We start from the raw sequence: 12,270 nt of genomic DNA on the forward strand, positions 1-12,270 counted from the left end.
TGCTCAATTGCTGGAGTTCCGCACCCATTACGCCCTACCGATTTCTGACGGATTCTCGACCGATTTCTACTGCTTGTGCGCCTAAGCCAGTGCTCCTAAGCATCGGTGGGCCGATCGCCCCGGTTCCCCTGCACCCAAAGCTGCACCATCAGCGCCAACAACCCCAGGGCCACAAAGCTAAAGACAAAGGTTCCCAGGGTTCCCACCCCGACCACCAAGGTACGCACCGCACCGCCAATGCTGAGGGTGAGGCGGTTGGTGCTGGTGATGGGGTGGGCGGCAAAGGTTTGGGCAATTTTATAGGTCAGTGCGCCGGCTCCCACCGCGATCGCCGCCGAAATCCCGGCCCCCCCCAGGCAATCCAGGGGTGAGGGCATTTTCTTGGCGGGAGTCTCGGGGGTAGTTTTGCTGGTTTTGGGGTTGGGTTTGGAGGTCATGGCAAGGCGGCGCTAAACGCTGACTCCCCTTAATTTACAGCCGATCGGGTCGTTCCCACCGCGCAAAGGCGGATCCCGGGGCGATCAGGGAATTTCCCCTTCAGTCGTGTTAGGGCAGAGTGAATTGGAGGGAATTCGAGGCGATCGGGGGCGATTTGGGGCCAGTCGGCAACCCATTCTCTCCCTGATGGCTGGGTTACTTTCCCTGGCTCGTTACAAGCTAGTTGCAGAACTTCATGAAGAAACCCAGAAACTTCATCAAGTTTTCTATGGGATCAAAAAGCGGCTCTGTCTTCATTTTGAGTTTTTCAAAATCAAGTTCCAGTATAATCAAACACCTTGAGCATTTGATCCCTATTTTTACCTAGTAATTCCCTAAAGATGTTCTTAAGAATTGCTGGAATAAAGTCACTGCAAAATCCTTTCCTCTAATGAAGTGGTTTTGACGATGATTGTTTTTCTTCAAAGAAAGGGAAAAGCTTATCTCTCAAGGCGATGAGCGTTCTTGAGAAAGCTCGTGAAATTGCAACAAATTCCTTTAGGCAAGTTGTTATAAATGTCATCACTCGATCGCGCGATCGATAAGACAAGTTGAAAATTCCGATCGCAACCGGGGGATCGGCCTAGGATGCAAGCAGTTGCGCGGAAGCGAACGCGTATGAAAGTTGCGGTTGTGAAAGAAGTGGCGCTGGATGAACGGCGCGTGGCCCTGGTTCCCGACGTGGTAGCTCGTTGGGTCAAAAAAGGGCTAGCGATTGCCGTGGAAACCGGCGCGGGAGAACGCGCAGGATTTACGGATTCGGCCTATGAAGCGGCGGGCGCAACAGTGACGAGCGATCGCGCTCAACTGTGGCAAACGTCGGATTTGGTGACGAAGGTTTTGCCCCCCACCGATGAGGAACTGGGTTGGCTGAAATCGGGATCGATGTTGATGGGCTTTTTGGAGCCGCTCGATCGCCCTCAGTCCATCAAAACCCTGGCAGAACGGGGCATCACAGCGATTTCCCTAGAATTCGTGCCCCGCAGCACCCGTGCTCAGGTGGCGGATGCCCTTTCGTCTCAGGCCAACGCAGCCGGCTACAAGGCTGTGCTGTTGGCGGCGGCGGCCCTGCCCAAATATTTCCCCATGTTGACCACAGCGGCGGGAACCATTCCGCCGGCCAAGGTGCTGGTGTTGGGTGTGGGTGTGGCCGGGTTGCAGGCGATTGCCACCGCCCGCCGATTGGGGGCCGTGGTGGAAGCCTTTGACATCCGCCCGGAAACCCGCGACGAGGTGCAAAGCCTCGGGGCCCGGTTTGTGGAAATGATGATCGAGGAAGAAACCAGCGGGCAAAACGGTTATGCCAAAGCGGTTTCCGATAATTTGCAAGCTCGGATTCAAGCCACCGTGGCTGAACGGGCGATCGGGGCTGACGTGGTGATCACCACCGCCAAAATTCCCGGCCGCCGTGCCCCGATCATGGTCACCGCCGACACCGTGGCCCAAATGAAGCCCGGTTCCGTGATTGTGGACTTGGCCGCAGAACAGGGCGGTAACTGTGAATGCAGTCAACCGGGCCATGACCATGTGGTGAATGGGGTGCAAATTTTGGCCCCGATGCACTTGGCCAGCACGGTCACCACCCACACCAGTATGCAATACGCCAAAAACTGTTCGGCCCTGTTGGACTGGTTAATCAAAGATGGGCAACCGGTGTTCAACTTTGCCGATGACATTTTGGATGCGGTTTGCATCACCCACGGCGGTGAAATTCGCAACGATCGGGTGCGAAATTTGGTCGCCACACTCTCAGAAACCCCTTCGGCTGAATCAATGGTGTTGGCCTCATGAGTGAAACCTTGGTAACGGGTTTGGTGGTGTTTGTTTTGGCCTCCTTTGTGGGGTTTGAAATCATCAACAAAGTGCCTCCCACGCTCCATACCCCTTTGATGTCCGGTGCGAATGCCATTTCTGGAATTGCCGTGGTGGGGGCAATTTTGGCCGGCGGCGCAGCACAACTCAGCGGCCCCACCATTCTGGGCTTGGTGGCCATTGTGCTGGCTATGGTGAATGTGGTTGGTGGCTTTTGGGTGACCGATCGAATGCTGCAAATGTTTAAGAAATAGCCTGACAGCCACTTGAAGCAGCCACTTGAAGCAGCCACTTGAAAAGGTCTGAAAAAGGCTTGAACTTGAAAAGGCCTGAACTTGAAAAGGCTTGAACTTGAAAAGGCTTGAAAACAACCTGAGAAGCAACCTCCAAATTCCCCAGCAATGACCCTTTCCTAAACCGATCGCCTGACTCGATTGTCCAACTGTTCCATCGCCCAATGGCTATTTTTCATCTTCAAAATGGGCAAGCGATCGGGAGCAAAGGCCAATCGAAGTCAGCCGATACAAATTCAGGATGTAATTGAGGGTTTGATGCAGGGGATCACCAAAGGTTGAATTCCGGGGTTGAATTCCGGGGTTCAATTTCGGGGTTCGATTCAAGACTTAACTCAATGTTCGTTCAACGCTTCATTCAACGCTTGGCTCAATGAAAGGCTGGAATTTTGAAGCATCCTGAGACCAAAGGGCGAGGACATAAGGAATGATCGATGGACTTGTATCGGGTGTTTTGCCCGCTGAATGGTGGACAACGATCGCCCGGCTAAGCAACTTGGCCGCTGCGGCCCTGTTCATTGTGGGGATCAAAATGTTGGGATCGCCCGCCACCGCTCGCCGGGGCAACTGGCTGGCGGCCGTGGGCATGGCCATGGCGATCGGGGTGACCCTGCTCGATCGCTCCGCCGTAAACTACGGCGCACTGTTGGCCACCCTGGTGGCGGGATCGGTGATTGGTCTGATTGCCGCCAAGCGCGTTGCCATGACCGACATGCCCCAGATGGTGGGCTTGTTGAACGGGTTGGGCGGCGCGGCCTCGGCCCTGGTGGCAGCGGCGGAATATTGGCGGATTGTGAACACGGGCGCACCGGTTCCCACCGACACGGCCGTGACCGTCATTGCCGGGCTGCTGATTGGGGGCGTGACCCTCACGGGCAGTTTCATGGCCTTTGCCAAGTTGCAGGGACTGGTAACCGGCGCACCCATCACTTTCCCCCTGCAACAACCGGTGAATTTCGGCTTGCTGCTGGGCTTTGTGGCCAGCGGTGCTTATTTGCTGATTCACCCGGGCGATTTGACGGTTTTGTGGCTGCTGACGGGCATTTCCCTGGTGCAGGGGGTGTTGGTGGTGTTGCCGATCGGGGGTGCTGATACGCCGGTCGTGATTTCGCTGCTGAACTCCCTGTCCGGGCTGGCGGCCAGTGCGGCGGGTTTTGTGTTGGGCAATGAAATGCTGGTGATTGCCGGGGCGCTGGTGGGCGCTTCGGGGCTGATCTTGACCCAAATCATGTGCAAGGCCATGAACCGATCGCTGACCAATGTGCTCTTTGGGGCATTTGGCAGCGTCAGCACGGCCACGGGCGACGGCGGCAGCAGCGATGCGGGTTCCCACACGGTGCGCTCGATCGACCCGGAAGAATGCGCCATGATGTTGGGCTATGCCCGATCGGTGGCGATTGTGCCCGGCTATGGCATGGCGGTGGCCCAAGCCCAGCACGCCGTGCGGGAATTGGCCGATCAGCTCGAACGGTTGGGTGTTGATGTGCGCTATGCCATTCACCCGGTGGCGGGTCGGATGCCGGGCCACATGAACGTGTTGCTGGCGGAAGCCAACGTGCCCTATTCCCAACTGTGCGACCTGGACGACATTAACCCGGACTTTGAACGGGTGGATGTGGCGCTGGTGATTGGGGCCAATGATGTGGTGAACCCGGATGCCCGGGACAATCCCCAAAGCCCGATCTACGGAATGCCGATTCTGGAGGTCGATCGCGCCAAACACACGATCGTGATTAAACGCAGCATGAACCCCGGATTTGCCGGTTTGGATAATGCGCTCTTCTATGAAGACAAAACGATGATGCTGTTTGGCAGCGCAAAAGAAAAAGTGTCTGAGCTGGTGGCCAGCGTTAAGGAACTGAGCTAGGAATTAAACAGACCGCCATCCCCGATCGGGATTGCAAAGCAGGTTCGGAGTGCGGGTTGGTTGTGCGGGCCGGTTATGCGGGTTGGTTATGCGGGTTTGTGATGTCAATTGCAACCTGCACTCCAGATGGGCCTTCGCAATCATCCAGGACTTGAATCATTCAAAGCTTGCAACCCAAGGGTGCGGGGATGAGTCTTTTAATTCAATCAGTTAACTCAACCCGTGCATGGGCCAATCAACACATGGGGGCGATCGCCGCTCCCATTATGAGCCGAACTGATTTGGAGAGCTTGAGCGATCAATCACGATCCCGCAACTTTCCCGATCGTTCGGCTTGACCTATGCAAAGGTTGAAATCGACTGAGGGTAGCTTTGCTCAGGCCCGTTAGTGCCGTCTTGCGAGATGGGCTGACGGTGTGGGCTGTGGGCTGCTGATTTCAAACAACCACGACACTATGAAACGTAACTTTCCGACCCAGGCGCTGCAATCGTTGACCATCGTAGGAAGCTTTGTGGCCCTGGGCCTTGCGTCCGGTTTGAGCGCCCAAGCCGCAGAGCCGATCGAGACCGATCGCCAGTCGATCGGGAGCCTGACCCAGCGCAATGCTTACCCGCCAGAATTTTCGCGCGCCTTTTTGCAAAGCTGCACCCGATCGGCTCAACAATCGGGCCAGTTTAACCAACAGCAGGCTACGCAATATTGCCAATGCTCCTTGGCGGAATTCCAGTCGCGCTATACCTTGCAGCAAACCATGAATCTCTACCAACGGATGCAGCAATCGAACAGCAATGAGCTGCCGCCGGAAATGATGCAAATTGCGCGTACCTGTGTGCAACGGGTGTTTGGTACTCGCTAACCGGACTGAGCCAGTCAACCTGAGCTAACCGGACTGAGTTAATCAGGTTGAGCGAATCAGGTTGAATTAATCAGGTTGAATTAATCAGACTGAGCGAATCAAGTTGATCCCGTGAGCAGCAACTCGCTCCTCAACGGTCTCCCTCGTTGGCCGGGGCCCCAATCGTGAACCGATCGAACGGTTGAGCGGGCTGCTCCGGCTTTCTGGGGTCAAAAACATAGCTAGTGACCGTTCCGGCAGCCGTATCCAAAATGCTGAAGGCGGTGATTTCGTTGCTGGCCAAGTAGGGCTGAGGGGTTTGATCCAAGGGATCAATCAAAGGAGCGATCGAGGGCACAATTGGGGGCAAGCCATTGGGATCCCCGATCGCCACATAGTCCGATCGCTCAAACCCGCTACCCTCCGGCGGAATGCCCGATCGCCCCCGATCACCCCAGGCCGCCCCATAGCTATTACCCACGTTCGACGTTTCCAGGTAGTGGGTGCGGCCACGGCGGAACCGATTCCACAGGTGCGAGTGGCCATACAACACCAAGTCCACCTCCGCCGATTCCAGCAGAGGGGACAAATATTGGGCAATCACATCTTGATCGCGCGGATAGGCATATTTCACCGCCATCACCTGGCCCAGGTCATCCCGCTCGATCGTCTGGATGGGATCCGTGAAAGGCGGCACGCTGTTATCCCCCAAGGTATGGGGCGGGTGGTGAAACATAACCACGCGATACTTGGCTTGGCGAAATGGCTCGCCGGCCAATTCCGCCTGGAGCCATTGAAATTGCGGACTCCCCGGGGCGATCGATTCAAAAATATGCTGACCCCAACCCCAATCGATCGGACTTTGGGGCTGGCCTTCGTGGAAGCGGCCGCCAAACTTCGCCGTCAAAATGGGCGATCGCCAAGCTTGGGTCACGTTCAACACCACCAACCGCAAATCCCCAAAGCTGACGGCGTAGTAATTGCCCTCGCCCCGATCGTTAGTCGGCAACGTCCAAATTTCCTCATAGGTGCGCGTGTTGAACGATTGATCCGCCAAGGCGGCCAGGCTGATTGCAGCCCCTGGTGTTTCCCCCGACGTTGCCCCTGAAACTTCGCCGGAGGCCGGATCTAAGACCCGATCGCCCGCTCCCCGTTGCGCTTGCGCGGCCCCCTGTTGCGCGACCCAGCGAGGCACGGTGTCATAAAATTCCCGGTTGAGATCTCGGGCCCGCCCCACCCGACCCATCACCTCGTGGTTGCCTAGGGCCGCGAACAGGGGAGCCTCCTGCAAAATAGCCCCGCCTTGGTAGGTGTGACCTTGGAGCGATCGATTGGCTCGTCCTTGCAAACAGGGAAAAAACGCCCCACCGCCCCCATCGTCAAACCATTCCGAAGCGCGATCGGGCACATTCACCAAGTCCCCCGCAAACAACACCCCATCCACCCGGCCCACCGTGGCCACCACCTGTTGCAAGTTGGCCGCCACCATTGGCTTCAGTTGATGATCCGAAGTCAACAGCAGTTGCAGTGGTTGGCCCGGCAGCGGTTGGGGCGACAGGCGAAACACTCCGCTACTGACGGCGCGATCGCCCCCTTGACTCGTCACCCGATAGGGAACCGACTGGCCCGGCAGCAACCCCGAAACGATCGCCTCATGTCGCCAAATGGGCCGCTCCCAAACCTTCACCCCCTCGGGCCGCTGGGCCGCCACCCGCTCCGGCAGTCGCGATTGGCCATCTTCACGGGTACGAGTCAAGCGGCGAGTTTGAGCCAAGGCCTGCCGATCGAGCCGATCGCCCCAATCCACCCAATGGCGATCGCCCGGCCATTCCGTGAACCAAACCACATGCACCGAGTCCGGCCCCGGCAACTGCAAAAACGGATCCGTCAAAAGCTCCATAGCATCCCCCTCGGATAACTGGGCCGACCACTGGGAAAGCGGGTGCAGGGCTGCGGATCCCAGAACGGGCGGCATTTTCAGCGCCAACATCCCCCCGATCGCCAGCAACACCAACAGCAGCCCCCAAACGCCACCGCCCCGCGCCATTTTCGGGAGTTGCCGGATCCGTTGCCACCGGCCAAGCCCCCGGGCGCGATCGCTCAACCACCGTCCCCTTCGTCGCCCCATCGCCCTAGGCAAACAAATCTAAGGGTAGGTGGCCATACATCGCATTCAATTCCTCATCCACATGGGACTGACAGGACACCAAAACCCCTCGATTTTCACCCTGGTAGGGTTCCGCATAAAACAACAGGGAGTTGGTGTTGCACTTGATATAAATCGGCTGTTCCGGATTGGCCACCCCCCGCCGTTCCGGCTCCGGCGGCACTTCACGATCCAAACCGGCCCCATAGGCCCGCACGGCCGCCAACCCTTGGGCGATCGAATCCGCACAAACTCCAAAAATCACGCAGTCCGCCTCCTGAACCACCGTCCGCAGAGCCGATCGAATAATCGCCTGCTGACTCTCCGAGAGACTGGGCGCTTCTTCCAAACAGTTAAACACCGCCAAAACCTTTTGGGCTTCCAGCAACGACAGGGGAGCCGTTCCCGCCCCATTGGTTCCTAACGCATCCGATCGACGAGTTGAGTTGTCCATAGCAATCCAGAGTTTCCCTTGTCCACAAACTTCACCGCAAACTTCACCGCAAGCAATCAAGACTGCAAGCAATCCGGGATTCGATCCGCCTAAAGTTGCCCAAAAATGACCTAACCTGCAAACGAAGCCACCCGATCGCTCCCCGATGGTTGCTCCCCCCCCATCTGTCGCAATCTATTCCGGGATCCCAAATCGTAGCGTAGGGCCGGAAACCAGCTAGAGCCAATCTTGATCAAAATTCTGGCCAATTCTCATCCCCATCTCCATCTTGCCCCACCCAGCTAGCAACAACCCCATGGAGAATTGCGCTGAAACCTCCACTGAGAAATAGAGCCTTAGCGTGATTGTTCAATTCTGATTCCGGAAATGTGACGGTTAAAAATCCGGCAACAATCAATGTGTTTTGCTGGCACAAGTAACAAGAGATACATATCGCTTGAAGCAGCAAAGAATCTCTAAAATACGGAAAATTCAAGCTAAAACAACATTTTCTCGCATCAGCAGTCAAAAGCGCTTGATTGCTCAATGAAGCAAATCATACCAAGCACAATCGTTCTCAGTGGCTATCAAGGGTGATGCACAGCGCGATCGGGCAGAGCAATTCGGCAGGGCAATTCGACAGGGCAAAAAAATTTTTTAGAAAAGCTGGAACTTTTTCCCCTTTCAAGGCAACAATATAGGCAAGAGTAGTGGAGAGATGTGTCACCGCTGCGGAGACCTGGCAGATTCGTCTGCCGGATCTCTGCATTTTTTTTGGGAATTTTTTGAGCCGCTACCCGCTCCCACTGTCGTTACGAAGTGACCATATAAGGGTTCCAGCCATGGAAAGTCGTCCGCCCCTGCCGCCGTTTACCCGCGAAACCGCGATCGCCAAGGTGCAAGCCGCCGAAGATGCTTGGAACACCCGCGACCCGGAGCGCGTATCGCTGGCTTACACGGAAGATTCAGTTTGGCGCAATCGATCGGAATTCTTTGCGGGACGGGACAAAATCCGCGAGTTCCTGACCCGCAAGTGGAGTCATGAGCTGGACTATCGCCTCAAGAAGGAACTTTGGAGCTTCACCGATAACCGAATCTCCGTGAAGTTTGAGTATGAGTACCACACGGACTCGGGGCAGTGGTATCGCGCCTATGGCAACGAGCAATGGGAATTTGCGCCCAACGGCTTGATGCAGCGCCGGGAAGCCAGCATTAACGATGTGCCGATCGCCGAGGCCGATCGCAAGTTCCGCTGGGAACGATCGGGCTGATGTTGCCCTGTCCAAAAATCTTGCAAAACCCACCCATCCCCCAACCTTTTGGCCTGACGGTCGATCGGCTGCGGCGCGCATCTGTTTCCTTGCAGGGCGATCGCGCATAATCGAGCAAGGGCAACAAACGGGTTATGTGAGCCATGGCGATCGAGTTGTGGGGATTGGTCAGTTTAGCCACGAGTCCAGCGATGAAACCCCTGTGGGAGTGGCTGGGCAACTTTTCTCAGGACATCGCTCAAGACCTACTGAAGGATTTCGTCAAAGACGACCTGATCCTCAGCACTTGGCAGCGGTTGCCCTTTACTGCCCAAGGGCGCACCGTGGGGCGATCGCTCGCGGCCTTTGTGGCGGCCATGGAACAGGAACTCGATCGCCTGGGTGGCCAGCCAGAGCAGTACGTGAAGCCCCTGAAAACCTTCATCAAGGATCGCGACGGGGTGGCGCTGCTGGGCATGGCGCTAAACTTGCGGCAAACGGCTCCCGACCCGATCGCCCTGGAATCGTTGTGGGATGAGCTGGGCGTGCGATCGCTGCCTGAGGGATTCGACTGGGCGGCGGTGGCGGCGGCATATCGATCGGCAGTGCAAGCGATCGTGCGGGAATCCCCTGAGTTGCGGGCGATCGCCCAATTTGAACTGACAGCGCAACTACTGGAGGGGCAACAGGCCACGGCGGATTTGCTGGTCGATCTCCTGGGGCCCGCCGTGGGTTGCGACTTGGCCACCTATGCCGAGCGACTGCGCGATCGCTACAGCCACCTGAACCTGACTTCCCTGGACGATCGCGCCTACGAGGAAGATCGGTTGCGGCTGTGGTCGGTGTTTGTGGAGCCGTCGGCGCGGGAATGTCGGGACTATTTGCCCCAACAGGCGGAGCTGCCCAAGGAATGGCTGGCGGAACTGGGTGAGGAGGAGCCAGAGCGCGATTTACAACGGCTGGAACGTTTGCGCCAAGCCTACTTAGACCAAACGCCGCGCCCAGTGCTGGAGTGGGTACGGAGCGATCGCCTGGACGATCGGCATTTGGTGATTTTGGGCGATCCGGGGGCGGGCAAGTCCACCCTGTTGCGCTACTTGGCCTTGGAATGGGCCGAGGAAGAGGTCTTTGAGCAGGGCTACACGCGATCGCCCGCTGAGTTGGAGGCGGCGATCGTGCCCCTGGTGGTGGAGTTACAGCAATATGCCAATGATCGGCAGGATGGCCGCTGTAACACCCTGTTGGACTTCATGGAAACCGGCAGTTTCTGTGGGCATTTGTCGCGATCGGCGATCGATCAGCGCTTAAAAACGGGTCGTACTTGGCTGTTTTTAGATGGTTTGGATGAGGTGTTTGAACCGGCTGAACGACAAGCCATCACGGTCGAAATTGCCCGACTGGCAGAACAATATCCCCAAGCCAAAATCGTCGTCACATCTCGCGTGATTGGCTACAAACCCTACGATCTCAGCGGTGCAGAATTTCGCCATTTCCTGCTGCAAGATCTGGATGAACCTCAGATCAATCAATTCATTAGCCAGTGGCATCAACTGGTGAAGCGCAAGGACGCACAATTTTTGAAATTACGGCACGATCGCCTTGCCCGTGCCGTCCAACAATCGAAGCAAATTCGCGAATTAGCCGGGAATCCGTTGTTGCTCACGATGATGGCGATTTTGAATTTGCATCAGGAATTGCCGCGCGATCGATTTGCGCTGTATGAACAAGCGGCGCGGGTGTTGTTGCATCAATGGGATGTGGAACGGGCGCTCGAAAGTGACCCGGAATTAGCCAAGGCGGCCCTAGATTTGCGCGACAAGCAAGCGATGTTGCGGCGGGTGGCGCGGGTGATGCAAGACAGCCCCGATGGTTTGCGCGGCAACCTGATCCGCGAGGAGGATTTGGAGCGGGAATTTCGCGACTATTTGAAAACGAATGATCGGGACAATGCTGGGGCGATCGCCAAGCGCCTGATCCGCCAACTACGGGAGCGCAATTTCATTCTCTGTTTGGTGGGGCCGGGTCTCTATGCCTTTGTGCATCGCACGTTTTTGGAATATTTCTGTGCGGGGTCGTTTTTGTGGGATTTCAAGGAAACGCAAACCCTGACGATTGAGGCATTAATTGCGGAGACCTTTGGTAAGCATTGGGCGGAGGAGTCGTGGCATGAGGTGTTGCGGCTGATTGCGTCGGAGTTGGATCAAAAGTTTGTGGAGCAAATTATCGAGTTTTTGTTGTCGGTAGAGGTCGATCGACAGCAATGCTGGAAAAATAGAGGGTTGACTAAAGAAGCGATTGTTAACCTCTTATTGGCTGCTGATTGCTTAATGGAAATTCGCAAACCTAATCTCAATGAACCTGTGTTTGCGAATCTCTTGCAGCGCTTACAAGCCGAAACGAACGAACAAAATGATCGATACTTTCATCGAGAAGCAGGCGAGAGTTTACTGAGTCGAATTGCAGCAATTTGGCAAGATACTGATAATCTCCAATCTTGGTTTGAATCACTCTTAGGGAGAAAGATGCAATCCTGTTTTCCTGCATCCGCAGTGACGACCATTGCCCAAACTTGGAAAGATGCCCCCAGCACCTTGCCCTGGCTCAAAGATCGAGTGCGATCAGACAAGAACTGGATTGTGAGGCAAGTAGCAGTGGGAGAGTTGGCACAGGGTTGGAAAGATGATCCCGAGACCTTACCCCTACTCAAACAATGGGCGCACAATGGTCGGGATAGTCAGGTGCAGAGAGCTGCAGTGGAAGCGATTGCTGAAAATTGGAAAGATGATCCTGATACTTTACCCCTGCTCAAACAATGGGTAAATAATGATCAGGATAGTCAAGTGCGGGGAGCCGCAGTAACAGCGATTGCTCAAAATTGGAAAGATGATCCTGATACTTTACCCCTGCTCAAACAATGGGTAAATAATGATCAGGATGGTCAGGTGAGGGGAGCCGCAGTAACAGCAATTACTCAAAATTGGAAAGATGATCCTGATACGGTATCCATGGTCAAAGAACGGGTACGTAACGATCAGCATGAGAATGTACGAACATTAGCAGTGTGGGCAATCTCCCAATATTGGAAAGATGATCCTGATACCTTACCCCTGCTCAAAGAACGAGTACGTGACGATCTGCATGAAGACGTACGAAAAT

The 12,270-nt window shown here is 55.8% G+C and carries 9 protein-coding genes; 6 read left to right on the forward strand and 3 right to left on the reverse strand.

Annotation, left to right across the window (positions count from 1 at the left end):
• Positions 1 to 95 precede the first annotated feature (95 nt).
• Positions 96 to 437 (reverse strand): DUF3082 domain-containing protein, encoded by a 342-nt coding sequence (locus tag AMR42_RS18230; protein WP_099535090.1) that lies wholly within the window; start codon positions 435 to 437, stop codon positions 96 to 98.
• A gap of 658 nt (positions 438 to 1,095) precedes the next feature.
• Between AMR42_RS18230 and AMR42_RS18240 the strand changes: the two genes are divergently transcribed.
• From AMR42_RS18240 to AMR42_RS18255, 4 genes are all read left to right on the forward strand, one after another.
• Entirely contained in the window at positions 1,096 to 2,268 is a 1,173-nt protein-coding gene (locus tag AMR42_RS18240) for a Re/Si-specific NAD(P)(+) transhydrogenase subunit alpha (protein ID WP_099535094.1), read from the forward strand.
• On the forward strand, positions 2,265 to 2,543 hold the full coding sequence (locus tag AMR42_RS18245; protein WP_099535096.1) for an NAD(P) transhydrogenase subunit alpha: 279 nt from the start codon (positions 2,265 to 2,267) through the stop codon (positions 2,541 to 2,543). Before AMR42_RS18240 ends, AMR42_RS18245 begins: the two co-directional genes overlap by 4 nt.
• A 466-nt stretch (positions 2,544 to 3,009) precedes the next feature.
• A complete protein-coding gene (locus AMR42_RS18250) occupies positions 3,010 to 4,449 on the forward strand; it encodes an NAD(P)(+) transhydrogenase (Re/Si-specific) subunit beta (RefSeq protein ID WP_099535098.1) in 1,440 nt (479 codons plus the stop codon).
• A gap of 455 nt (positions 4,450 to 4,904) precedes the next feature.
• On the forward strand, positions 4,905 to 5,306 hold the full coding sequence (locus AMR42_RS18255) for a hypothetical protein (RefSeq protein WP_099535100.1): 402 nt from the start codon (positions 4,905 to 4,907) through the stop codon (positions 5,304 to 5,306).
• 130 nt (positions 5,307 to 5,436) lie between these two features.
• Here AMR42_RS18255 and AMR42_RS18260 read toward each other — a convergent pair whose 3' ends face one another.
• Both AMR42_RS18260 and AMR42_RS18265 read right to left on the reverse strand, forming a co-directional pair.
• Positions 5,437 to 7,413: a metallophosphoesterase gene (locus AMR42_RS18260; RefSeq protein WP_234407096.1), complete on the reverse strand. Its 1,977-nt coding sequence runs from the start codon at positions 7,411 to 7,413 to the stop codon at positions 5,437 to 5,439.
• 4 nt (positions 7,414 to 7,417) lie between these two features.
• A complete protein-coding gene (locus AMR42_RS18265) occupies positions 7,418 to 7,885 on the reverse strand; it encodes a DUF1824 family protein (RefSeq protein WP_099535102.1) in 468 nt (155 codons plus the stop codon).
• 821 nt (positions 7,886 to 8,706) lie between these two features.
• Here AMR42_RS18265 and AMR42_RS18270 point away from each other — a divergent pair.
• Positions 8,707 to 9,135 carry a nuclear transport factor 2 family protein gene (locus tag AMR42_RS18270; protein WP_099535104.1) on the forward strand — a complete coding sequence of 143 codons (429 nt, stop codon included), beginning with the start codon at positions 8,707 to 8,709 and terminating at the stop codon, positions 9,133 to 9,135.
• Positions 9,136 to 9,326: 191 nt separating this feature from the next.
• Positions 9,327 to 12,270: NACHT domain-containing NTPase (locus AMR42_RS20730; RefSeq protein ID WP_158234542.1), on the forward strand; the 2,944-nt coding region annotated here is incomplete at its 3' end.

The organism is Limnothrix sp. PR1529, assembly GCF_002742025.1.
Classification (GTDB): domain Bacteria; phylum Cyanobacteriota; class Cyanobacteriia; order CACIAM-69d; family CACIAM-69d; genus CACIAM-69d.

What these genes read in the sequence shown, in the direction of transcription:
- AMR42_RS18230 (WP_099535090.1), bottom strand. Translation starts at nt 437, where the DNA reads ATGACCTCCAAACCCAACCCCAAAACCAGCAAAACTACCCCCGAGACT.
- AMR42_RS18270 (WP_099535104.1), top strand. Translation starts at nt 8,707, where the DNA reads ATGGAAAGTCGTCCGCCCCTGCCGCCGTTTACCCGCGAAACCGCGATC.
- AMR42_RS18240 (WP_099535094.1), top strand. Translation starts at nt 1,096, where the DNA reads ATGAAAGTTGCGGTTGTGAAAGAAGTGGCGCTGGATGAACGGCGCGTG.
- AMR42_RS18250 (WP_099535098.1), top strand. Translation starts at nt 3,010, where the DNA reads ATGATCGATGGACTTGTATCGGGTGTTTTGCCCGCTGAATGGTGGACA.
- AMR42_RS18245 (WP_099535096.1), top strand. Translation starts at nt 2,265, where the DNA reads ATGAGTGAAACCTTGGTAACGGGTTTGGTGGTGTTTGTTTTGGCCTCC.
- AMR42_RS18265 (WP_099535102.1), bottom strand. Translation starts at nt 7,885, where the DNA reads ATGGACAACTCAACTCGTCGATCGGATGCGTTAGGAACCAATGGGGCG.
- AMR42_RS18260 (WP_234407096.1), bottom strand. Translation starts at nt 7,413, where the DNA reads ATGGGGCGACGAAGGGGACGGTGGTTGAGCGATCGCGCCCGGGGGCTT.
- AMR42_RS18255 (WP_099535100.1), top strand. Translation starts at nt 4,905, where the DNA reads ATGAAACGTAACTTTCCGACCCAGGCGCTGCAATCGTTGACCATCGTA.